Source organism: Burkholderia pyrrocinia (assembly GCF_018417535.1).
GTDB classification, from domain to species: Bacteria; Pseudomonadota; Gammaproteobacteria; order Burkholderiales; family Burkholderiaceae; genus Burkholderia; species Burkholderia pyrrocinia_E.
Map to the genome: position 1 here is coordinate 3,107,289 of NZ_CP070977.1, position 21,082 is coordinate 3,128,370.

General features: G+C 67.1%; 19 protein-coding genes and 1 tRNA gene. 13 read left to right on the top strand and 7 right to left on the bottom strand.

What is annotated here, in order from left to right:
- Positions 1-33 precede the first annotated feature (33 nt).
- The 11 genes from fliP to JYG32_RS14465 all read left to right on the top strand — a co-directional run bounded on the left by fliP (position 34) and on the right by JYG32_RS14465 (position 13,807).
- Positions 34-795, top strand: a complete 762-nt coding sequence (gene fliP, locus JYG32_RS14415) for a flagellar type III secretion system pore protein FliP (protein ID WP_047899410.1) — start codon at positions 34-36, stop codon at positions 793-795.
- 20 nt (positions 796-815) lie between these two features.
- On the top strand, positions 816-1,088 hold the full coding sequence (gene fliQ, locus JYG32_RS14420; protein ID WP_047899409.1) for a flagellar biosynthesis protein FliQ: 273 nt from the start codon (positions 816-818) through the stop codon (positions 1,086-1,088).
- A gap of 23 nt (positions 1,089-1,111) precedes the next feature.
- Entirely contained in the window at positions 1,112-1,894 is a 783-nt protein-coding gene (gene fliR, locus JYG32_RS14425) for a flagellar biosynthetic protein FliR (protein WP_213263899.1), read from the top strand.
- 162 nt (positions 1,895-2,056) lie between these two features.
- Positions 2,057-3,061, top strand: a complete 1,005-nt coding sequence (locus JYG32_RS14430; RefSeq protein ID WP_174381625.1) for an ABC transporter substrate-binding protein — start codon at positions 2,057-2,059, stop codon at positions 3,059-3,061.
- Positions 3,062-3,175: 114 nt separating this feature from the next.
- Positions 3,176-3,973 (top strand): ABC transporter ATP-binding protein, encoded by a 798-nt coding sequence (locus tag JYG32_RS14435; RefSeq protein ID WP_174381624.1) that lies wholly within the window; start codon positions 3,176-3,178, stop codon positions 3,971-3,973.
- A gap of 39 nt (positions 3,974-4,012) precedes the next feature.
- Positions 4,013-4,870: an ABC transporter permease gene (locus JYG32_RS14440; protein WP_152860449.1), complete on the top strand. Its 858-nt coding sequence runs from the start codon at positions 4,013-4,015 to the stop codon at positions 4,868-4,870.
- Between the two features lie 88 nt (positions 4,871-4,958).
- Positions 4,959-6,326 carry a sensor histidine kinase gene (locus JYG32_RS14445; protein WP_213265437.1) on the top strand — a complete coding sequence of 456 codons (1,368 nt, stop codon included), beginning with the start codon at positions 4,959-4,961 and terminating at the stop codon, positions 6,324-6,326.
- Between the two features lie 12 nt (positions 6,327-6,338).
- Positions 6,339-7,016 (top strand): response regulator, encoded by a 678-nt coding sequence (locus JYG32_RS14450; RefSeq protein ID WP_174381623.1) that lies wholly within the window; start codon positions 6,339-6,341, stop codon positions 7,014-7,016.
- Positions 7,017-7,296: 280 nt separating this feature from the next.
- On the top strand, positions 7,297-8,427 hold the full coding sequence (locus tag JYG32_RS14455) for a porin (protein WP_213263900.1): 1,131 nt from the start codon (positions 7,297-7,299) through the stop codon (positions 8,425-8,427).
- Positions 8,428-8,774: 347 nt separating this feature from the next.
- Positions 8,775-10,781, top strand: coding sequence for a site-specific DNA-methyltransferase (locus tag JYG32_RS14460; protein ID WP_249744550.1), 2,007 nt, complete (start codon positions 8,775-8,777; stop codon positions 10,779-10,781).
- Positions 10,781-13,807 (top strand): type III restriction-modification system endonuclease, encoded by a 3,027-nt coding sequence (locus tag JYG32_RS14465; RefSeq protein WP_213263902.1) that lies wholly within the window; start codon positions 10,781-10,783, stop codon positions 13,805-13,807. The genes JYG32_RS14460 and JYG32_RS14465 overlap by 1 nt, the downstream gene beginning before the upstream one ends.
- Positions 13,808-14,060: 253 nt before the next feature.
- On the opposite strand, the gene JYG32_RS14470 is transcribed toward JYG32_RS14465, so the two are convergent.
- The 5 genes from JYG32_RS14470 to egtB all read right to left on the bottom strand — a co-directional run bounded on the left by JYG32_RS14470 (position 14,061) and on the right by egtB (position 17,744).
- On the bottom strand, positions 14,061-14,435 hold the full coding sequence (locus JYG32_RS14470) for a hypothetical protein (RefSeq protein ID WP_213263903.1): 375 nt from the start codon (positions 14,433-14,435) through the stop codon (positions 14,061-14,063).
- Positions 14,436-14,617: 182 nt separating this feature from the next.
- The gene (locus JYG32_RS14475) at positions 14,618-14,872 is read right to left on the bottom strand and encodes a hypothetical protein (RefSeq protein ID WP_174381617.1); all 255 of its coding nucleotides are present in this window, start codon (positions 14,870-14,872) and stop codon (positions 14,618-14,620) included.
- A 41-nt stretch (positions 14,873-14,913) separates the two neighbouring features.
- Positions 14,914-15,228, bottom strand: a complete 315-nt coding sequence (locus JYG32_RS14480; RefSeq protein ID WP_213263904.1) for a hypothetical protein — start codon at positions 15,226-15,228, stop codon at positions 14,914-14,916.
- Between the two features lie 295 nt (positions 15,229-15,523).
- Positions 15,524-16,537, bottom strand: a complete 1,014-nt coding sequence (gene egtD / locus JYG32_RS14485) for an L-histidine N(alpha)-methyltransferase (RefSeq protein WP_213263905.1) — start codon at positions 16,535-16,537, stop codon at positions 15,524-15,526.
- Entirely contained in the window at positions 16,521-17,744 is a 1,224-nt protein-coding gene (gene egtB / locus JYG32_RS14490) for an ergothioneine biosynthesis protein EgtB (RefSeq protein WP_213263906.1), read from the bottom strand. The genes egtD and egtB overlap by 17 nt, the downstream gene beginning before the upstream one ends.
- A gap of 571 nt (positions 17,745-18,315) precedes the next feature.
- On the opposite strand from egtB, the gene JYG32_RS14495 reads away from it, so the two are divergent.
- Positions 18,316-18,792 carry a carboxymuconolactone decarboxylase family protein gene (locus tag JYG32_RS14495; RefSeq protein WP_047899397.1) on the top strand — a complete coding sequence of 159 codons (477 nt, stop codon included), beginning with the start codon at positions 18,316-18,318 and terminating at the stop codon, positions 18,790-18,792.
- Positions 18,792-19,673, top strand: coding sequence for a sigma-70 family RNA polymerase sigma factor (locus JYG32_RS14500; protein WP_213263907.1), 882 nt, complete (start codon positions 18,792-18,794; stop codon positions 19,671-19,673). Before JYG32_RS14495 ends, JYG32_RS14500 begins: the two co-directional genes overlap by 1 nt.
- Before the next feature lie 97 nt (positions 19,674-19,770).
- Here JYG32_RS14500 and JYG32_RS14505 read toward each other — a convergent pair whose 3' ends face one another.
- Positions 19,771-20,286, bottom strand: coding sequence for a DUF2628 domain-containing protein (locus tag JYG32_RS14505; RefSeq protein WP_213263908.1), 516 nt, complete (start codon positions 20,284-20,286; stop codon positions 19,771-19,773).
- Positions 20,287-20,612: 326 nt separating this feature from the next.
- Positions 20,613-20,689: transfer RNA gene (locus JYG32_RS14510), tRNA-Val, on the bottom strand.
- Positions 20,690-21,082: the final 393 nt, after the last annotated feature.

The following is a 21,082-nucleotide window of genomic DNA, read 5'->3' on the forward strand; positions in this document are numbered from 1 at the left end:
GGCGCCGCGCCCTCTTTCCGTTCCCGCATTTCGATGAAACACGAATTCCTGCGTCGCGCGGCGCGCTTCGCGCCCGTGCTGATCCTCTGCCTCGCCCCCGCGCTCGCGTGCGCGCAGGCGAACGGCCTGCCCGCGTTCAACGCGAGCCCGGGCCCGCACGGCGGCACCACCTATTCGCTGAGCGTGCAGACGATGCTGCTGCTCACGATGCTGTCGTTCCTGCCGGCAATGGTGTTGATGATGACGAGCTTCACGCGCATCATCATCGTGCTGTCGCTGCTGCGCCAGGCGCTCGGCACCGCGACGACGCCGCCGAACCAGGTGCTCGTCGGCCTCGCGATGTTCCTCACCTTCTTCGTGATGTCGCCGGTGCTCGACCGCGCGTACAACGACGGCTACAAGCCGTTCTCCGACGGCACGATGCCGATGGAGCAGGCCGTGCAGCGCGGCATCGCGCCCTTCAAGACCTTCATGCTGAAGCAGACCCGCGAGACCGATCTCGCGCTGTTCGCGAAGATCTCGAAGGCCGCGCCGATGCAGGGGCCCGAGGACGTGCCGCTGTCGCTGCTGGTGCCCGCGTTCGTCACGAGCGAGCTGAAGACGGGTTTCCAGATCGGCTTCACGGTCTTCATCCCGTTCCTGATCATCGACATGGTCGTCGCGAGCGTGCTGATGTCGATGGGGATGATGATGGTGTCGCCGTCCACCGTGTCGCTGCCGTTCAAGCTGATGCTGTTCGTGCTGGTCGACGGCTGGCAATTGCTGATCGGCTCGCTCGCGCAGAGCTTCACGTAAGCAGCGGAGGAACACGTGCGATGACGCCCGAACAAGTGATGACCCTCGCGCACCACGCGATGATGGTCGGCCTGCTGCTCGCCGCCCCGCTGCTGCTGGTCGCGCTCGCGGTCGGCCTGGTCGTGAGCCTGTTCCAGGCCGCGACGCAGATCAACGAGGCGACGCTGTCGTTCATCCCGAAACTGCTCGCGGTTGCCGCGACGCTCGTGATCGCCGGCCCGTGGATGCTGACGACGATGCTCGACTACCTGCGGCAGACGCTGCTGCACGTCGCGACGCTCGGCGTCGGCTGAGCCGCTTTCAACCGCCGGCGGCGATGTTCTCGGTTACCTACGCGCAGCTCAACGGCTGGCTCACCGCCTTCCTGTGGCCGTTCGTGCGGATGCTCGCGCTTGTCGCGACGGCGCCCGTCGTGGGCCACGCGGCGGTGCCCGTGCGCGTGAAGATCGGCGTCGCCGCGTTCATGGCGCTGGTCGTCGCGCCGACGCTCGGCGCGATGCCGGACGTCACCGTGTTTTCCGCGCAGGGCATCTGGATCGTCGTCACGCAGTTCCTGATCGGCGTCGCGATGGGCTTCACGATGCAGCTCGTGTTCGCGGCCGTCGAGGCGGCCGGCGACTTCATCGGGCTGTCGATGGGCCTCGGTTTCGCCACCTTCTTCGATCCGCACACGAGCGGCGCGACGCCCGTGATGGGCCGCTTCCTGAACGCGGTCGCGATGCTCGCGTTCCTCGCGGTGGACGGCCACCTGCAGGTGTTCGCCGCGCTCGCCGCGTCGTTCCAGTCGCTGCCGGTGTCGGCCGACCTGCTGCACGCGCCCGGCTGGCGCACGCTCGTCGCGTTCGGCGCGACCGTGTTCGAGATGGGGCTGCTGCTCGCGCTGCCGGTGGTCGCGGCGCTGCTGATCGCGAACCTCGCGCTCGGCATCCTGAACCGCGCGGCGCCGCAGATCGGCGTGTTCCAGGTCGGCTTTCCCGTGACGATGCTGGTCGGGCTGCTGCTCGTGCAACTGATGGTGCCGAACCTCGTGCCGTTCGTGTCGCACCTGTTCGACATGGGGCTCGACGCGACGGGGCGGGTGCTGATCGGGTGGCGTTGACGCCCCCGGCCCCGTTTCCCGCCTGTTCCGGCCCCCCGTTGCTGGAAAACCCCTAAACGAACCGCCACCCCGCGAAAGGTTGCAGAAGGTTTCGCATCCCTATACTCGTCGTGACGATGCAGCAAGCATCGCGCCACGAATACAACGAACGGAGACGACTCGATGCGACCCACCCTGCGCACCCTCGCCGTTGCAGCCAGCCTGAGCTGCGCGCTTGCCGCTGCCCCCGCTTTTGCCGACGATGGCGGCAAGATCACGATCATGGTCGGCGGGATCGCGAAGCTGATCTACCTGCCCGCGCGGCTCACGCAGGAGCTCGGCTACTTCAAGGCCGAAGGGCTCGACGTCGAGCTGCTGTCGCAGCCGGCCGGCGTCGACGCCGAGAACGAGCTGCTGGCGGGCGCCGTGCAGGGCGTCGTCGGCTTCTACGACCACACGATCGACCTGCAGAGCAAGGGCAAGGACGTGAAGGCGATCGCCGTGTTCGGCCAGGTGCCGGGCGAAGTCGAGCTGGTGTCGACCAAGGCCGCGCCGACCTTCAAGTCGATGGCCGACGCGAAGGGCAAGACGCTCGGCGTGACGGGCCTCGGCTCGTCGACGAGCTTCCTCACGCAATACCTCGCGCTCGCGCACGGCGTGCCGTCGACGCAGTACACGATGCTGCCGGTCGGCGCCGACGCGAGCTTCATCGCCGCGATCAAGCAGGGCCGCATCGACGCCGGGATGACGACCGAGCCGACGGTGTCCGCGCTCGAGAAGATGGGCGACGCGAAGGTGCTGGTCGACCTGCGCACGCTGGAAGGCACGCGCGCGGCGCTCGGCGGCACCTACCCGGCCGCGAGCCTGTACGTGCAGTCGGCGTGGGCCGATTCGCACAAGGAGCAGGCGACCAAGCTCGCGCACGCGTTCGCGAAGACGATGCAGTTCATCCACACGCACAGCGCCGAGGACATCGCCGCGAAGATGCCGGCCGACTACCAGAAGGACAAGGCGCTGTACGTGAGCGCGCTGAAGGCGTCGCTGCCGATGTACACCGCCGACGCGAAGATGCCGGCCGATGGCCCGGCGACCGTGCTGAAGGTGCTGTCGGCGTTCAACCCGTCGGTGAAGGGCAAGCACATCGACCTGACGCGTACCTACACCAACGATTTCGTGAACGCGAAGTAGGCAGCGGCGCCGACGGCGGCGATCCCGCCGCCGTGCGTTCCCCGTTCCGGCCCGGTTGACCGGCCCGGCGTTGCGTCACGATGCGACGCCCTCTTCACCCGCAGGACGAATGCGATGACCCAGGCAGTCTCCCCGAGCACACCGGCGATCGAGTTTCGCAATGTGTCGTGCCGCTTCATTTCGCCGGAAGGCAAGGCCACCGTCGCGCTGCGCGACTTCAGCATGAGCGTCGCGCGCGGCGAGTTCATCGCGATCGTCGGGCCGACCGGCTGCGGCAAGTCGACGACGCTCAACCTGATCACCGGGCTGCTCAAGCCCGTGTCGGGCGAAGTGCGCGTGATGGGCCGCCCGGTCGACGGGATCGATCCGCGCATCGGCTTCGTGTTCCAGGCCGACGCCGTGTTCCCGTGGCGCAACGTGATCGACAACGTCGCGGCGGGCCCGCTGTTCCGCGGCCGCTCGAAGGACGTCGCGTACACGCAGGCCGAGGAATGGATCCGCAAGGTCGGCCTCGACAAGTTCACGAAGCACTACCCGCACCAGCTCTCCGGCGGGATGAGGAAGCGCGTCGCGCTCGCGCAGACCTTCATCAACCAGCCGGAAATCCTGCTGATGGACGAGCCGTTCTCCGCGCTCGACATGCAGACGCGCACGCTGATGCAGGACGAGCTGCTGCAGCTCTGGTCAGCGAACAAGGGCTCGGTCGTGTTCGTCACGCACGACCTCGAAGAAGCGATCGCGCTCGCCGACCGCGTGTTCGTGCTGACCGCGCGCCCGGCGACGCTCAAGCGCGTGTACGAGATCGACCTGCCGCGCCCGCGCGTCACGTCGGAGATTCGCTACGACGCGCGCTTCATCGAAATTTCCAAGGACATCTGGCACGACCTGCGCGAAGAAGTGCAGATCGGCTGACGCATACGCAGCCCAGCAAAAGACAGCAAGGACAGGAGCATGACCGACATGACGCTTCCCCCCACCGCCCTTCCGGCGACGACGCTCGAGGACGACGAGCGCGCCGCGCAACGCCGGCTGCGCCGCCGGCGCAACCTGATCGTCACGCTGCGGATCGCCGTGCTCGTGCTCGTGCTCGGCGGCTGGGAGCTCGCCGCACGGCTCAAGTGGATCGATCCGTTCTTCTTCTCGATGCCGTCGCTGATCTTCGCGCAGCTTCAGGACTGGTTCGCGAACGGCACGTCGCAGGGCCCGCTGCTCACGCAGGTGTGGGTCACGCTGGAAGAGACCGGGATCGGCTTCGTGATCGGCTCGGTCGCCGGCGTGATCTGCGGGATCGTGCTCGGCCGCAACAAGCTGATGGCCGACGTGTTCGGCCTCTACATCCAGATCGCGAACTCGATTCCGCGCGTCGTGCTCGGCTCGATCTTCGTGATCGCGCTCGGCCTCGGGATGGCGTCGAAGATCGCGCTGGCCGTCGTGATGGTGTTCTTCGTCGTGTTCGGCAACGCGTTCCAGGGCGTGCGCGAAGCCGACCGCTACCTGATCGCGAACGCGCAGATCCTCGGCGCGTCGCGCCGGCAGATCACCACGGCGGTCGTGATCCCGTCCGCGCTGAGCTGGATTCTCGCGAGCCTGCATGTGAGCTTCGGTTTCGCGCTGGTCGGTGCGGTCGTCGGCGAATTCCTGGGTTCCAAGCAAGGCATCGGCCTGCTAATCTCCACCGCCCAGGGCGCGTTCAACGCGAGCGGCGTGTTCGCGGCGATGATCGTGCTGGCCGTGGTCGCGCTGGCCGCCGACTACCTGCTGACCTGGCTCGAGAAGCGGCTGCTGAAGTGGCGCCCCGCCGCGTTCTGAACGCAGCGTCAGGACGCCTGACATGACACTCCCGACCGCGCCGGCAACCCCGGCGCGGTTCGGCATTTCGGAGAAGGAGCGCAACGGGATGGCGCACAGCCTGCGCGGGCGGCTGCTGTGGTGGCTGCTGCTGCCGCTCGCGGTGTTCGTGCTGATCGCGGGCGCGATGTCGTACGACACCGCGCGGACCACGGCCGGGCTCGTGCAGGACAGCGCGCTCGTCGCGTCCGCGCGCACGATCGGCGAGGACATCGAATGGCGCAACGGGCTGCCGGTCGCCGACGTGCCGCCGGCCGCGCTGGAGATCTTCGAATCGCCGTCGCGCGATTCGGTGTTCTACAAGGTGATCGACGGCCACGACCGCCTGCTCGCCGGCACTCCGGCGCTCGACATGCCCGCGCGGCACGGCGTCGAGCCGACGCTGTACGACACGGCGCTCGACGGCGTGCCGCTGCGCGCGGCGGCCTACGATCGCCAGCTTTACAACGAGGGGCAGATCGAGACGGTCACGGTCGTCGTCGCGAAGACGGTGCGTTCGCGCAACGCGATGATCGACACGATCTGGCGCCCGCAGCTCGTGCGCCTGTCGCTGATGCTGATGCTCGCGGTCGTGCTCGTCTACCTCGGCCTCACGCTGGAGCTGCGCCCGCTGATGAAGCTGAAGGACGATGTCGCCGACCGCGGGCCGATGGAGCTGGAGCCGATCCGCCCCGAGCGGCTGCAGCACGAACTGCGGCCGATCGTCGACGCGATCAACCAGTGCATCGCGCGGCTCAACACGCATACGGCCACGCAGCGCCGCTTCATCGCGGATGCCGCGCACCAGCTGCGCACGCCGATCGCGGTGCTCGACACGCAGATCCAGTACGCGCAGCGGCGCGGGCACGGCGATGCGGAACTCACGTCGGTGCTCGACAGCATGCAGCGCAGCAGCCGCAAGATGGCCGACGTGACGGACAAGCTGCTGCTGCTCGCGCATGCGGAAGCGACGCCGTCGACGCTGCTGACCCATCGCGTCGATCTCGCGGCCGTGGTGTCGAGCGTGCTGGAGGAGACGATCGTACTCGCGCAGCGGCGCGACATCGACCTCGGCGCCGATCTCGGCGAGCGGCTCGACGTCGCGGGCAGCGACAGCCTGCTGACCGCGCTGGTGATGAACCTCGTCGACAACGCGGTACGCTACACGCAGCCGGGCGGCTGCGTGACGGTCGCCGCGCGGCGCGACGGCGACGCGATCGTGCTCGACGTGGTCGACAACGGCCCCGGCATTCCGGCCGAAGCGCGGCCGCACGTGTTCAAGCGGTTCTACCGCGTGTCGGCCGACACCGAGGGTTCGGGCCTCGGGCTGGCGATCGTCCGCGAGATCGCGCAGGCGCACGGCGGCAGCGTGTCGCTCGCGCCGGGGCCCGGCAATCGCGGTATTGTCGTAACCGTGCGGCTGCCCGCGTACGATTGAAGAGATGTCCCCATGAAACTCCTGCTGGTCGAAGACAACGCCGAACTCGCGCACTGGGTCGTGAACCTGTTGCGCGGCGAGGATTTCGCGGTCGACTGCGTCGGCGACGGCGAACGCGCCGACACGGTGCTGAAGACCGAACGCTACGACGCGGTGCTGCTCGACATGCGGCTGCCCGGCATCAGCGGCAAGGAAGTGCTCGCGCGGCTGCGGCGCCGTAACGACAACGTGCCGGTGCTGATGCTGACCGCGCACGGCTCGGTCGACGACAAGGTCGACTGCTTCGGCGCGGGCGCCGACGATTACGTCGTGAAGCCGTTCGAATCGCGCGAGCTGGTCGCGCGGATTCGTGCGCTGATCCGCCGCCAGGCCGGCGTCGGCACGACCCAGCTCGTGTGCGGCGATCTCGTCTATGCGTTCGGCACGCGCGAATTCCGCTGCGGCGAAGCGGTGCTCGCGCTGCGCCGCCGCGAGCATGCGATCCTCGAAACGCTGATGCTGCAACAAAACAAGACGGTGTCGAAGGCGCGGCTGATGGACAGCGTATTCGCGCTCGACGACGAGCCGAGCGCCGACGCGATCGACATCTACATCCATCGGCTGCGCAAGCATCTCGCGGGCAGCACGGCCGAGATCATCACGCTGCGCGGGCTCGGTTACATCCTGCGCATGAAGAGCGCGCAGGACTGACGGGCGTCCTTCCGTCACCCGAGCCTCGATTCGTAGCACGAAACGTCGTTCCAGCCTGCCGGCCGCCCGGCGGGCGCGCACCCGCGCGCCTGCCCGATTCGCGATTGTTGCGCGTTCGGTGTTTTCACCGATCCGATTCTTGCGTCCGGGAAAGCGTCGTGAAGGATTGCACCCTCTACGATGCTACGCGTCGGTCCTCTCGCTGAGGCCGGCAAGAGTCGGCATACATTGCGTACTGCCAACGACCAGATTTCAATGCGGCAGCTCGGAGGAGACGATCTTGAAACGAAAAACCCTTGCCCTTTCCATCGCGGCGGCAGGCCTGTGCGCCGGCACCCAGGCGCATGCGCAGTCGAGCGTGCAGCTCTATGGCCTGATGGACCTGAGCTTTCCGACCTACCGGACCCACGCCGACGCGAACGGCAATCACGTGATCGGCATGGGCAACGAAGGCGAGCCGTGGTTCAGCGGCAGCCGCTGGGGCCTGCGAGGCGCCGAAGACATCGGCGGCGGCACGAAGATCATCTTCCGCCTCGAAAGCGAATTCGTGGTCGCGAACGGCCAGATGGAAGACAGCGGCCAGATCTTCGACCGCGATGCATGGGTCGGCGTCGAGGACGAGCGCTTCGGCAAGCTGACGGCCGGCTTCCAGAACACCATCGCGCGCGACGCGTCGGCGATCTACGGCGATGCGTACGGCTCCGCGAAGCTCACGACCGAGGAAGGCGGCTGGACCAACTCGAACAACTTCAAGCAGATGATCTTCTACGCGGCCGGCCCGACCGGCACGCGCTACAACAACGGCATCGCGTGGAAGAAGCTGTTCAGCAACGGCATCTTCGCGAGCGCCGGCTACCAGTTCAGCAACTCGACGCAGTTCGCGACCGGCTCCGCGTACCAGGTCGCGCTCGGCTACAACGGCGGGCCGTTCAACGTGTCGGGCTTCTACAACCACGTGAACCACGACGGCTTCAGGAACCAGACGTTCTCGGTCGGCGGCAACTACACGTTCAGCATCGTGCGCCTGAATGCCGGCTACTTCCGCTACAACGGCGACCAGGGCTCGCTCGGCCAGCGCCACGACGATTCGTGGACGGTGTCGATGAAGATCGCGCCGAAGGGCGCGCTCGACTACGAGCTCGGCTACCAGCAGATGCGCGTCAAGAACGCCGCGAACAACGCGGACGGCTTCACGCCGAACGCGAACCTCGGCGCGTTCAGCCTGACCAACGGCGTCGCCAACGGCTTCAAGGAGACGATCTACGGGTCGGTGTTCTATCACCTGAGCAAGCGCACCGAGGTGTACCTGGCCGGCGACTACATGAAGCTGCATGGCGGCTACACGGCGGCGTCGACGTTCGGCGCGAAGAACCAGCTCGAACTGACTTCGGGCATCCGTACGCGTTTTTGACCTCATGCGGGGCCCATCGGGCCCCGCCGTACCCTCCGTCCGGGATTCTCCATGCGGGCACGCCGGCGCTTTGCGCCGACCGTGCCCTTTTTTTCGTCCTTTCCGCGGCGCCGCGGGACGCCCGGGCAGCGGCCGCCGGCCGGCCGTGCGACAACCGGCCCGAAACCGCTTGCGGCCCGTGGGGCGGGCGATCGCGGCCGATGCGTGCACGCTCGGCCCACATCGGCGCTTGACCTGCGTCGACCGACTCGCTAGCGTTTCGGGTTTGCCCGGGCGGCCATTGCCGCCGGTGCCGTGAGCGCGCCCGACGTCCTGGCGCGCGCGGCCGGGCTCCGATGGAAAAGACGATGCAGAAACTCGATGCGGCGAACCCGCAGGCGATGTCGACGGATTTCACCGCCGACAACGTCGCGCGCCTGAAGGCGCTGTTCCCCGAACTCGTGACCGAAGGCCCCGACGGCGCGTCGGTCGACGTCGACGTGCTGAAGGCGCTGGTCGGCGAGCGCACGGTCGGCGACGCCGACGAGCGCTACGGCTTTCACTGGCACGGCAAGCGCAGCGCGCGCCAGGCCGCGCTCACGCCGTCGACGGGCACGCTGCGGCCCTGCCCCGACGACAGCGTCGCATGGGACGACACGCGCCATCTCGTGATCGAGGGCGACAACCTCGACGTGATGAAGCTGCTGCACAAGAGCTACGCGGGCAAGGTCAAGCTCGTCTATATCGACCCGCCGTACAACACCGGTAGCGATTTCGTCTATCCCGACGACTTCAGCGACAGCATCCGCCACTACCTGGCGATGACCGGGCAGACCCAGGGCGGCGTGAAGCGCAGCACCAACACCGAGGCGAACGGCCGGTTCCATACCGACTGGCTGAACATGATGTACCCGCGCCTGAAGCTCGCGCACGCGCTCTTGTCCGACGAAGGGCTGATCGCCGTGCACATCGACGAGCACGAAGTGCATGCGCTGGTGCTGATGTTGCGCGAGATCTTCGGCGAGGAGAACGAGCTCGGCGTCGCCGTGTGGGACAAGCGCAACCCGAAGGGCGACGCGCGCGGCGTCGCGTACCAGCACGAATCGCTGGTGCTGTTCGCGCGCAATGCCGAGACGCTGCTCGAACAGGCGCCGCTCAAGCGCCCGAAGCGCAACGCGCAGCGCATGCTCGACGCCGCGCATGACGCGGTGTACCGCAGCGGCAACGCGAAGGACGCGCAGAAGGCGTATCGCGCGTGGATGAAGGCGCAGACCAACCTTTCGGGCGGCGAAGTGATGTACGACCGGCTGTCGGAAGACGGCCGCGTGTACCGCCTCGTGTCGATGGCATGGCCGAACAAGAAGAAGGCGCCGGAAGAGTATTTCACGCCGCTGATCCACCCGGTCACCGGCAAGCCGTGCGCGATGCCGGCGCGCGGCTGGCGCAACCCGCCCGCGACGATGCAGGCGCTGATCGAGCGCGGCCAGATCGAATTCGGCGCGGATGAAAGCACGCAGCCGCAGCGGATCTACTACCTCGACGAGAACATGTACGAGAACGTGCCGTCGGTGCTGCCGTTCGCCGGCTCCGACGACGCGCTGCTGAAGGCGCTCGGCATTCCGTTCGATCTGCCGAAGCCGGTCGATTTCGCGGCGGCCGTGATCGGCTGGTGCACGCGCGGCGACGACATCGTGCTCGACTGCTTCGCGGGTTCCGGCTCGACCGGCCACGCGGTGATGCAGGTCAATGCGACCGACGGCGGCGCGCGCCGCTACGTGCTCGTGCAGCTGCCCGAAGCGCTCGACCGCCGCGACAAGACGCAGCAGAGCGCGGCCGATTTCTGCACGAAGCTGAAGAAACCCGCGACGCTCGCCGAAATCACCAAGGAACGCCTGCGCCGCGCCGCGCAGCAGGTCGCGCGCGACTATCCGGAAAGCTATGGCGACCTCGGCTTCCGCGTGTACCGGCTCGACACGACCAACGTGATCGAGTGGGATCCGCGCCGCGACGATTTCGACCACGCCCTCTTCGCGTCCGTCGAGCACGTGAAGACCGGCCGCAGCGAGGACGACCTGCTCGCCGAGCTGACGCTGAAGCTCGGCCTCGACCTGTGCACGCCGGTCGAGCATCACCCGGTGGCCGGCAAGACCGTACACCTGATCGGCCGATCGATCGTCGCATGCTTCGACGCGCGTATCTCGCGCGACGACGCGGGCCCGCTCGCCGACGGCATCGTCGCGTTGCTCGACGCGACCGGCGCGACGCGCGACGTCACGTGCCTGTTCCGCGACAGCGGCTTCGTCGACGACGTCGCGAAGCTCAATCTCGCCGCGCTGCTCGAACAGCACGGCGTGAAGCGCGTGCGGAGCCTGTGATGCGGCTGCATTTCGAAGCGGATCTCGACTACCAGCGCGACGCGATCGACGCCGTCTGCGACCTGTTTCGCGGCCAGGAATCGTATCGCGGCGACTTCAGCGTGCTCGCGAACGCCGCGCCGGGCACCACGGCCGCCGCGCAGGGCTCGCTCGGCTTCGCGGTATCGGAACAGGGCGTCGGCAACCGGCTGTCGCTGACCGACGACGCGCTCGCGCGCAATCTCGCCGACGTGCAGTTGCGCGGCGGGCTGCCGCCGTCCGGCCTGCCCGGCTCGCGCGACTTCACCGTCGAGATGGAGACCGGCACCGGCAAGACCTACGTGTACCTGCGCACGATCTTCGAGCTGAATCGCCGCTACGGCTTCACGAAGTTCGTGATCGTCGTGCCGTCGATCGCGATCAAGGAAGGCGTGCACAAGACGCTCTCGATCACCGAGGATCACTTCCGTGCGCTGTACGCGGGCGTGCCGTACGACTACTTCCTGTACGACTCCGCGAAGCTCGGCCAGGTGCGCCACTTCGCGGCGAGCGCGGCGATCCAGATCATGGTGATGACGGTGGCCGCGATCAACAAGAAGGAAATCAACAACCTCTACAAGGACAGCGAGAAGACCGGCGGCGAGAAGCCGATCGACCTGATCCGCGCGACGCGGCCGATCGTGATCGTCGACGAGCCGCAGAGCGTCGACGGCGGGCTCGAAGGGCGCGGGCGCGAAGCGCTGGCCGCGATGGCGCCGCTCTGCACGCTGCGCTATTCGGCGACGCACGTCGACCGTCACCACATGGTGTACCGGCTCGACGCGGTCGACGCGTACGAGCGCAAGCTCGTCAAGCAGATCGAGATCGCGTCGGCGATCGTCGAGGACGCGCACAACAAGCCGTACCTGCGGCTCGTCGGCGTGTCGAACCGGCGCGGCGCGATCAGCGCGCGCGTCGAACTCGACGTCGCGACGGCGGCCGGCGTGAAGCGCCAGATCGTGTCGGCCACCGACGGCGACGATCTCGAACGCCTGACCAAACGCGCGCTGTACGCGGGGCTGCGGATCGGTGAAGTGCATGCGCTGAAGGGCGCCGAATACGTCGAGCTGCGCCATCCGGAAGGCGAGGCGTTCCTGTCGCTCGGCGAGGCGTTCGGCGACATCGACACGCTCGCCGTGCAACGCGAGATGATCCGCCGCACGATCCGCGAGCATCTCGACAAGGAGCTGCGCCTCGCGGAGCGCGGCGTGAAGGTGCTGTCGCTGTTCTTCGTCGATTCGGTCGAGCGCTATCGCCGCTACGACGAGAACGGGATGCCCGTGAAGGGCGACTACGCGCTGATCTTCGAAGAGGAATATGCGCGTGCGGCGCGCGTGCCGGCCTACCGTGCGCTGTTCGACGGTGTCGACGTCGCGCTCGAAGTCGGGCGCGCGCACAACGGCTACTTCTCGATCGACCGCAAGGGCGGCTGGACCGACACGAGCGAGAGCAGCGCCGCGGCCCGCGAGAATGCGGAGCGCGCGTACGGCCTCATCATGCGCGAGAAGGAGGCGCTGCTGTCGTTCGACACGCCGCTGAAGTTCATCTTCTCGCATTCGGCGCTGAAGGAGGGCTGGGACAACCCGAACGTGTTCCAGATCTGCACGCTGCGCGACATCCAGACCGAACGCGAGCGGCGCCAGACGCTCGGCCGTGGGCTGCGCCTCGCTGTCGACCAGGACGGCGAACGCGTGCGCGATGCGGGCGTGAACACGCTCACCGTGATCGCGACCGAGCGCTACGAATCGTTCGCGGAGAACCTGCAGAAGGAAATCGAAGCCGATACGGGCATTCGTTTCGGGATCGTCGAGGAACACCAGTTCGCGGCGCTGCCCGTGCAGGAAGGCGACGGGCCCGCGCATGCGCTCGGCACCGAGCTGTCGCGCGTGCTGTGGACCCATCTGCACGAACAGGGTTATGTCGACGCGCAGGGCAAGGTGCTCGATCGGCTGAAGGATGCGCTGCGCCAGAGCGCGCTCGTGCTGCCGGACGCGTTCGAGATGCTGCGCGCGCCGATCGTCGCGACGCTGCGCAAGCTGTCGGGCCGCTTCGCGGTGCGTAACGCGGACGAGCGCCGCGCGATCGCGTTGCGGCGCGATGCGTCGGGCAAGGCCGTCGTGTTCGGCGAGGATTTCCGCGCGCTGTGGGATCGCATCCGCCATCGCACCGTGTACCGCGTCGAGTTCGACAACGCGAAGCTCGTGCGCGATTGCGCGGCCGCGTTGCACGATGCGCCGGACATCGCACGGGCGCGGCTGCAGTGGCGCAAGGCCGAGATCGACATCGGCAAGGCCGGCATCGAGGCGATCGAGGTGGCCGGCGCCGGCACGGTGCTGATCGACGAAGGCGAGCTGCCGCTGCCCGACCTGCTCACCGAGCTGCAGGACCGCACGCAGCTCACGCGCCGCTCGCTCGCGACGATCCTGGCCGACAGCGGCCGGCTCGACGATTTCCGCGTGAATCCGCAGCAGTTCATCGCGGTCGCGGCCGACGCGATCAACCGCTGCAAGCGGCTCGCGCTCGTCGCGGGCATCGCGTACCGCAAGCTCGGCGAACGCCACGTGCATGCGCTCGAATCGTTCGAGAGCGAGACGCTGACCGGCTATCTGCGCAACCTGCGGCCCGATGCGCGGAAGTCGATCCACGAAGCGGTCGTGTGCGAGACGGACGCGGAGCGCGCGTTCGCCGATGCGCTCGAAGCGCACGACGGCGTGAAGCTGTACGCGAAGCTGCCCGCGTGGTTCCGCGTGCCGACGCCGCTCGGCAGCTATCACCCGGACTGGGCCGTGCTCGCGGAACAGGACGGCGGCGAGCGGCTGTATTTCGTCGTCGATACGCCGAATGCGGACGGCAACGTGCCGAGCGAGCACGAGCGCGCGAAGCTCGCGTGCGGCGAAGCGCATTTCCGTGCGCTGGTGGACGGCGACGGCGCGGCGCGCTTCGTGCGCGTCAGGCAGGCGGACGCGTTGTTCGAGCCTGCGACGCCGCTGGCGGGCGCCGGGCGCTGAAACGAAGGGCGGCGACGAGCCGCCCTTTTTTATGGACCGGACCGCGCGCAAGCACCGTTGCGGCGCCCGCTCCGCGCGTCGATTCCCCGTCCGTTATTCGCGTGAAAGGGATTCGTATTCTTGTGCGTTTGCGGCGCGGTTACGGCTGGTTGCAAATCGGGTCGGCACGATGTTTTCGCGCGACAGCGGCGTTGTGCTGCCACCATGAAAAAAGGGCGCCGAAGCGCCCTTCCATCGCATTTGCGTGCTGTGCTTACAGCGTGCGGCCGAATGCGTTGTGACGCGAACGATGCGTGGACGTCGACGCATGCGTGGTATGGCCATGCGTATGCCCGTGCGTGTGACCGTGGCCGGGCTGCATGCCGGCGCGATCGGCGATCGTGTCGGAGCGGTCGGCCGCGCGCGACAGACCCTTGTCGCGGTCGCCCGCATGCACGCTGTTCGAGTTGCTGAGCGCCGAGCCGCTCATGTGGCCGCCGGACATGCCGCCCGCGTTGCCGCCGGAGCCGCCTGCGCCATGACCGCCACCGTTGCCACCGCCATTGCCGCCGGCAGCCGCATACGCGGAAACCGTGCCGAGCGCGAGCAGCGCTGCCGTCAGTACGGACAGATATCGTTGATGCTTCATTTTGGGCTCCCTGGAGCGCGTTTGTATGATTGCATTCTAAGAACGCGCACGATTCGCGCCACACGACGTTGTAAATGATCGTAACGATGCGTGCGGCATGCATTCATCGGATCAATCCGGATGGCGCCGCCACCCGGTCATGCGTGAACGGGGAAACGAAGCCGGCGCGGCACCGCTTGCACTTACTGTGCCGGCTGCATGCCCTGCACGGCGGCCTTGTGTTGCGCGGCCTGCTCTTCCGCGTGCTTCTTCGCCATGTGGTGGCCGACGATACAGCCGCCGACCGCGCCGACGACGGCGTGGTGCCCGGCGTAGTGGCCGGCAACCCCGCCGACCACCGCGCCCTTCATGCAGCCCGCCGCGTGCGCGCTGCCGATCGTTGCGAGCGCAACGACGGCGGCGGTGGCGCACAGCCTGATGTGTCGAATGGGCATCATGTTTTCACTCTCCTCTTGTTGTCATGAACCGGTCGCCGGGCTCAGTCCCCGCGGCCGCGCCAGCCGCCGTCATGCCAGCCGCGATCGTGCCACTCGTGATCGCGCCATTCACGGCGGCGCCATTCGTGTTCGCGCCATTCGCGCTGACGCCAGCCATCGCCGCGCCAACCGTCGTCGCGATAGCCGACCGGCGCATACATGACCGGCGGAGGCGGAGCCACGTAGACGGGCGCCGGCGCCGCGTAGACGCCCGGCACACCGATGCCGACCGACAGGTCGACGTGGGCCGATGCGACGCCCGAGGCTGCCAGCGCCGCTACACCGAGAACTGCACCGAGAATAAGTTTCTTGCTCATCTCGCGACTCCCTGCACGTGTCGTGCTTCATGTGAATACGGTTCGGAGTCTAGGCACGGGGCGCCGACACAGGTGAAACGGGTATGCGAGACCGGTAACGGACGTTTACGGCCATCCGGAAAGCCTTGCTGGAAAAGGGAGAGACGGCATTCCACGCGCCGTTGCAACGGCGCATCGAGCCGGTAAAAAGGGGATTCTCGGCACGAAACCGGGCTGTTGGAACGCGCCGGAGTGCGCGAGTGTGCCCGGAGTGCGAACCGCCGCACCGTGCGCGAGCGGTTCGCCGGAGCGCGCGTTACGCGCGGATATCGTCGACGCTGCGCAGCCAGTGCACGCTGAACAGGTTGTCCGCGTCGGTCCACACGGTATCGGGCTCGAATCCTGCGCGGCGTGCGATCGCATGGAAACCGTCGATCGTGAACTTGTGCGAGTTCTCCGTGTGGATGCGCTGGCCGGCTTCGAAGCGAAACGCGTGGCCGCGCACGTGCACCGTCTGCGCGAGATCGCTGACGAGATGCATCTCGATGCGCTGCCGCTCGCGGTCGTAGAACGCGCAATGCGAGAACGCGTCGAGATCGAAGTCCGCGCCGAGCTCGGTGTTCGCGCGCACGAGCAGGTTCAGGTTGAACTGCGCGGTCACGCCCTGCGCGTCGTTGTACGCGTGATGCAGCGTGCGCTCGTCCTTCACGAGATCGGCGCCGACCAGCAAGCCGCCGCCGCGCAGCAGCCGCGCGGCATCGCGCAGGAACGCGTCGGCCTCTTCCGGCGAGAAGTTGCCGATCGTCGAGCCGGGAAAGAAGCCGATGCGCCGCCGCGGCGTCGCGGTCAGTTCGGCCAGTTGCTCGGCCTTCGTGTAGTCGGCCGCGAGCGGCGCGACGTCGAGCCACGGATAGGCCGAACGCAGCCGCGCGGCCGCGCCGTGCAGGTAGTCGGCCGAGATGTCGACCGGCACGTAGCGCGCCGGCGCGTTCGCGTAGTTGCCCGCGAACGCGTCGAGCAGCACGCGGATCTTCTCGAGCGAGCCCGCGCCGAATTCGACGATGTCCGCATGCGGGCCGACGCGCCGCACGATCTCCGCCGCGCGATCGCGCAGGATGCCGAGCTCGGTGCGTGTCGGGTAGTACTCGGGCAGGTCGCAGATGCGGTCGAACAGCGCGGAGCCGGCCGCATCGTAGAAGTATTTCGGCGGAATGCTGCGCGGCGTGCGCGACAGCCCGTCGATCAGGTCGCGCTCGAACGCGCTCGGCCGCGAATCGCGGGCGGGTTGCTGGCCACCGCTCGTGGCCGCCAGGTCAGACGTCTCGCGCAAGTCGCACCCCCGTGAATTGCCAGCGCGCGGCCGGCGGAAAGAAATTGCGGTACGTCGGCCGTTCGTGCCCGGGCGGCGTCGCGATGCTGCTGCCGCGCAGGACCTGCTGGCCGACCATGAACTTGCCGTTGTATTCGGCCGCGACACCCGCGAGCGGCCGAAAGCCCGGATACGGCTCGTAGGACGAGCGCGTCCATTGCCACACGTGCCCGAGCATCTGCTCGATACCGTCAGCAGCGAACGCGGCTTCCCATTCGAACTCGGTCGGCAGCCGCGCGCCGGCCCACTCCGCATACGCGGCCGCTTCGTAGAAGCTCACGTGGCACACCGGTGCGTCGGGCGCGAGCGGTTCGACGCCGTGCAGGCCGAACGTGCGCCGTACGCGCGTGGCGGCCGCATCGTCGTCGTCGGGCATCCAGTACGCGGGCCCTTGCCACCCGTCCCGCTGCACCGTGGCCCAGCCGTCGGACAGCCAGTATTCGGGGCGCGTGTAGCCGCCGTCGGCGATGAAGGCCGCGAATTCCGCATTCGTCACGAGGCGGTTCGCGATCTCGTACGGCCGCACGAGCGCCGTGTGGCGCGGCCGTTCGTTGTCGAACGAGAACGTATCGCCGTCGTGGCCGATCTCGACGAGCCCGCCCGGCTGGTACAGCCAGTGCTGCGCGCCGGCATCGCCCGCGGCCATCGCGTCGCCGTCGATCCCGTTGCGCGGCCGGAACGCCGGCTTCAGCGGGTTGCACGAGAACGCGTGCAGCATGTCCGTGACGATCAGTTCTTGGTGCTGCTGCTCGTGATGCAGGCCGAGCTCGATCTCGGGCGCGATCGCATCGAGCAGCGCCGGATCGGCGCTGGCCAGCGCGCGCAGCATCGCTGCGTCGACGTGCTGCCGGTACGCGTGCACCTCGTCGAGCGACGGACGCGTGAGCAGCCCGCGCTGCGGCCGCGGATGGCGCGGGCCAAGCGCTTCGTAATAGGAATTGAAGAGGAACTGGAAGGCGTCGTCGAACGGCGCGTAGCCGGGCACGCGGCGCATCAGCACGACGGTCTCGAAGAACCAGGTCGTATGCGCGAGATGCCATTTCGTCGGGCTCGCGTCGGGCATCGACTGCACGGCCTGGTCTTCGGCGGACAGCGTCGCGGTCAATGCGACGCTATGGGCGCGCACGTCCCGGAAACGGCGCTGAAGCTGTGATGCAAGGAGGCTCATCGGTTTACCGTCCACGTCGCGATTCGCTGCGTTGCGTTGCCGGAAAAGGGAAAGCCTTGCGCGTGATGCGCGCGGCTGACGTGCGACCTGCTGCTGCGTCGTCGGGCAGCCGGCGCGCGCGCCGGGCCGCAGATGCGGCGTCACTTCATCTGCCCGTGCAGAACAGTATGGTCCAGAAATGTGAATGCTGCGAATCGGGATGCCGATAAAGCGCGTAACGAAAGAAAAATGAAAGTGTTGGCCGTGCGCGTGTCGTATGCGTGACAAGCCATCGATGTCTGTCGGGGCGCTGCATTGCGGGGGCGCGCAATGCGCATGCCGGCTGCTGCGGCTACTGACGACCCATGACATCCGCGCGGCGATCGTGATGGCACCGCTGATGCATGGGTTCTCGTCTGACAAACGCCGTCTCGTCGGTCGATCGTGGGCGTGGGCGCCCTGCTGACTCGCCCCGTGGTGCATCCGCGCCACGTCTCCCCGCCCGCTTCGAAAAAATTTTTTGCACCGATGTCACACCCGCGGGGGGCTCGCTCGTCATATCACCGGAACCCACACGAAAGGAGAAGGAACCATGACTGCGAAACTCAATCCGTTTGCCGCCGCGCCCGCGCTGATGAAGAACTGGATGACCGTGTCGGTCGCCGCCGCCGGGAGCCTCGAGCCGACGTTGATCGAGCTGGTCAAGATCCGCGCATCGCAGATCAACGCGTGCGCGAACTGCATTAACATGCACACCGCCGAGGCGCGCGAGCAAGGCGAGACCGAGCAGCGCATCTACCTGCTGTCCGCGTGGCGCGAAGCGCCCTGCTACACCGACCGCGAACGCGCGGCGCTCGGCTGGACCGACGCGCTCACGCGGCTGTCGGAGGGCCACGCCGCGCACGAAGCGGCCTATGCGGCGCTGAACGACCACTTCAGCCAGGAGGAACAGGTGAAACTCACGCTGATGATCAACGTGATCAACGGCTGGAACCGGCTCGCCGTCGGCTTCGGGCTGTGGATCGATCCGGCCGACGCGAAGGCCGCTGCCGCGAAGATGGTGGCCTGATGACGAACCTCGATCCGGCCAAGGGCAGCGCCGAAGAACGGGCCGACGCGGCCGCGAGCTTCGACCCGCTGCGCCGCACGCTGATCCGCGTCGCGTACCGGATGCTCGGTTCCGTCGCGGATGCCGAGGACATGGTGCAGGAGGCGTTCATCCGCTGGATGGACGTCGACCGTACCGAGGTGCGCGTGCCCGAGGCGTTCCTGCGCCGCATGGTGATGCGCATGTGCCTCGACCAGCTGAAGTCCGCGCGGCACCAGCGCGAGACCTATATCGGCCCGTGGCTGCCCGAGCCGGTCGTCGAGGAAGACGAACAGGATGACGTCACGCTGCCGCTGCTGCTCGCGCTCGAACGGCTCTCGCCGCTGGAGCGCGCGGCGTTCCTGCTGCACGACGTGTTCGGCCTCGAGTTCGACGAAGTCGCCACGACGATCCAGCGCGACCCGGCCGCGTGCCGGCAGCTCGCCGCGCGGGCCCGCACGCATGTGCGCGAGGCGCGGCCGCGTTTTCATGTCGAGAAGCAGCGCGGGATCGAGCTGGCCGAGGCGTTCTTCGCGGCATCACGCAGCGGCGACATGCGGGCGCTCGGCGCGATGCTCGCCGAGGACGTGAGCCTGCATTCGGACGGCGGCGGCAAGCGCACGGCCGCGGGCAAGCCGGTGTTCGGCTTCGAGCGCGTGATGAAAGTGCACGAGTATCTGGCCGAACTGTTCGCGACGCACGCGTCGAAGCTCGTGCGGGCCGGGTTCATCAACGGGCTGCCGGGTTTCGTTACGCTGGAATCGGATGGCGAGCTGCAGACGACGGCGCTCGAGATCGAGGACGGGAAGATCGTCGCGATCTATGTCGTACGCAATCCTGACAAGTTGAAGCATTTGCATTGAGTGCCGCGGGATGTGCGTCGGGTGCCGTGCACGTGCACGGCGGCGACGCCCTCCGCCTGCTTCTCCGCCCTGCTTTTCCGGTCGCCGGTTCCCGCGATCAATACGTCACGGCCACGACGTTGCGGATCATGATCATCAGGAAACCGAGCAGCGGTGTTGCGACGGCGAAGCCGGCCGCTGCAAGCCAGTTCGTGCCGCCTTGCGCCTCCAGCAGCGCGAGAAACGATTCGTTGGACGTCGCGTTCGGGCGCAGCTTTTCGATCTTGCGTTCGACGTGCGCCTTGTAGATGCCGTTCCCGCACCAGCCGAGCGCAACTGCGATCCCGATGGTGACCGGGTCGAGCGTGCTCGATTCGAAGTATTTCGGGAAGTACAGCAGTTCGACCAGCGTGATGCCGAGCGTTACGCCCAGCACGGCGGCCGCTTGCCAGTACATGCAGCGATACGCCATCCAGACCGGGCCCAGGAAGCAGGCCGCCCAGTTCCAGGACTGCCGGTTCTTGCGCGAAGCGGCGATCGTCCATTTCTTCTCGAACCAGTCGGCCTTCTTGCCGACGTAAGCGGCGATTTCGTCGTTGCTCGCGGACGATGTGGTGATCGTGACCTCGGACATGGTCGTTTGCTCTCAGTCGCGCGGATCGCGCGTTGTTGTTCTGATGCGGTTTGGGTGCGCCGGGAATCGGGCGGCGTGCGTAGCGGCCGCTTCGACTGGCACATGATTCTACTCGCCGTGCAGTGGCCGTTGTATGGCAGGTCGGGATGTCGGTGGGAATGCGAGGCCGTGGATCGCGCGATGCATCGAGGCAACATGCGCTGTTTCGCGTTGTTTCGACCGGAAAAAGAAAAACGCCACGCGAAGTTGCCGCGTGGCGTTTGTATGTTGGCGAGCCGCATTGCCTGTAGGCAATTTGTGCTGCCAGACCCCTTCATTTTGTTCGTTGGTAGGCTCGATTGGATTCGAACCAACGACCCCCACCATGTCAAGGTGGTGCTCTAACCAACTGAGCTACGAGCCTAAGAAGCCGCGAATTATAGAGAGGGTTTTTGCAGAGCACAAGCCCCTTTGTGAAAATTTTTTGAATCGGAGGCGTGTGGGTGGGTGGGTGGGTGGGCGTTCTCGTTGGTTGCTGCACGTGCGTGATGCGTGGTGTCACAGCGAAACGCGTCGGCGCCACGATGTTATCCACATTCCCCTCTGGATAACCATCCGGCAAGCCTCTGGATTCACAGTGGAGCGATTGAGGATATGTCGTCGCGGCTGTGAATCAGCGAAAAGTTGTTCTGTGCTGCGCGGAGCTGTGCACGTGACGCACCCATGGTTATGCATTCTGCTTCGTGTTGATAATTCAGTGCGTTAGGGAGGTTATCCACTGTGAGGCACAGGGCTTGTTAACTATCACTACGTATGT

Excerpts from the sequence above, each read along its gene's own strand:
- JYG32_RS14460 (WP_249744550.1), top strand. The coding sequence starts at position 8,775 with ATGCAGAAACTCGATGCGGCGAACCCGCAGGCGATGTCGACGGATTTC.
- JYG32_RS14445 (WP_213265437.1), top strand. The coding sequence starts at position 4,959 with ATGGCGCACAGCCTGCGCGGGCGGCTGCTGTGGTGGCTGCTGCTGCCG.
- fliP (WP_047899410.1), top strand. The coding sequence starts at position 34 with ATGAAACACGAATTCCTGCGTCGCGCGGCGCGCTTCGCGCCCGTGCTG.
- fliQ (WP_047899409.1), top strand. The coding sequence starts at position 816 with ATGACGCCCGAACAAGTGATGACCCTCGCGCACCACGCGATGATGGTC.
- JYG32_RS14505 (WP_213263908.1), bottom strand. The coding sequence starts at position 20,286 with ATGTCCGAGGTCACGATCACCACATCGTCCGCGAGCAACGACGAAATC.
- JYG32_RS14430 (WP_174381625.1), top strand. The coding sequence starts at position 2,057 with ATGCGACCCACCCTGCGCACCCTCGCCGTTGCAGCCAGCCTGAGCTGC.
- JYG32_RS14470 (WP_213263903.1), bottom strand. The coding sequence starts at position 14,435 with ATGAAGCATCAACGATATCTGTCCGTACTGACGGCAGCGCTGCTCGCG.
- JYG32_RS14480 (WP_213263904.1), bottom strand. The coding sequence starts at position 15,228 with ATGAGCAAGAAACTTATTCTCGGTGCAGTTCTCGGTGTAGCGGCGCTG.
- JYG32_RS14450 (WP_174381623.1), top strand. The coding sequence starts at position 6,339 with ATGAAACTCCTGCTGGTCGAAGACAACGCCGAACTCGCGCACTGGGTC.
- JYG32_RS14475 (WP_174381617.1), bottom strand. The coding sequence starts at position 14,872 with ATGATGCCCATTCGACACATCAGGCTGTGCGCCACCGCCGCCGTCGTT.
- egtB (WP_213263906.1), bottom strand. The coding sequence starts at position 17,744 with ATGAGCCTCCTTGCATCACAGCTTCAGCGCCGTTTCCGGGACGTGCGC.
- JYG32_RS14495 (WP_047899397.1), top strand. The coding sequence starts at position 18,316 with ATGACTGCGAAACTCAATCCGTTTGCCGCCGCGCCCGCGCTGATGAAG.
- JYG32_RS14440 (WP_152860449.1), top strand. The coding sequence starts at position 4,013 with ATGACCGACATGACGCTTCCCCCCACCGCCCTTCCGGCGACGACGCTC.
- fliR (WP_213263899.1), top strand. The coding sequence starts at position 1,112 with ATGTTCTCGGTTACCTACGCGCAGCTCAACGGCTGGCTCACCGCCTTC.
- JYG32_RS14465 (WP_213263902.1), top strand. The coding sequence starts at position 10,781 with ATGCGGCTGCATTTCGAAGCGGATCTCGACTACCAGCGCGACGCGATC.
- JYG32_RS14500 (WP_213263907.1), top strand. The coding sequence starts at position 18,792 with ATGACGAACCTCGATCCGGCCAAGGGCAGCGCCGAAGAACGGGCCGAC.
- JYG32_RS14435 (WP_174381624.1), top strand. The coding sequence starts at position 3,176 with ATGACCCAGGCAGTCTCCCCGAGCACACCGGCGATCGAGTTTCGCAAT.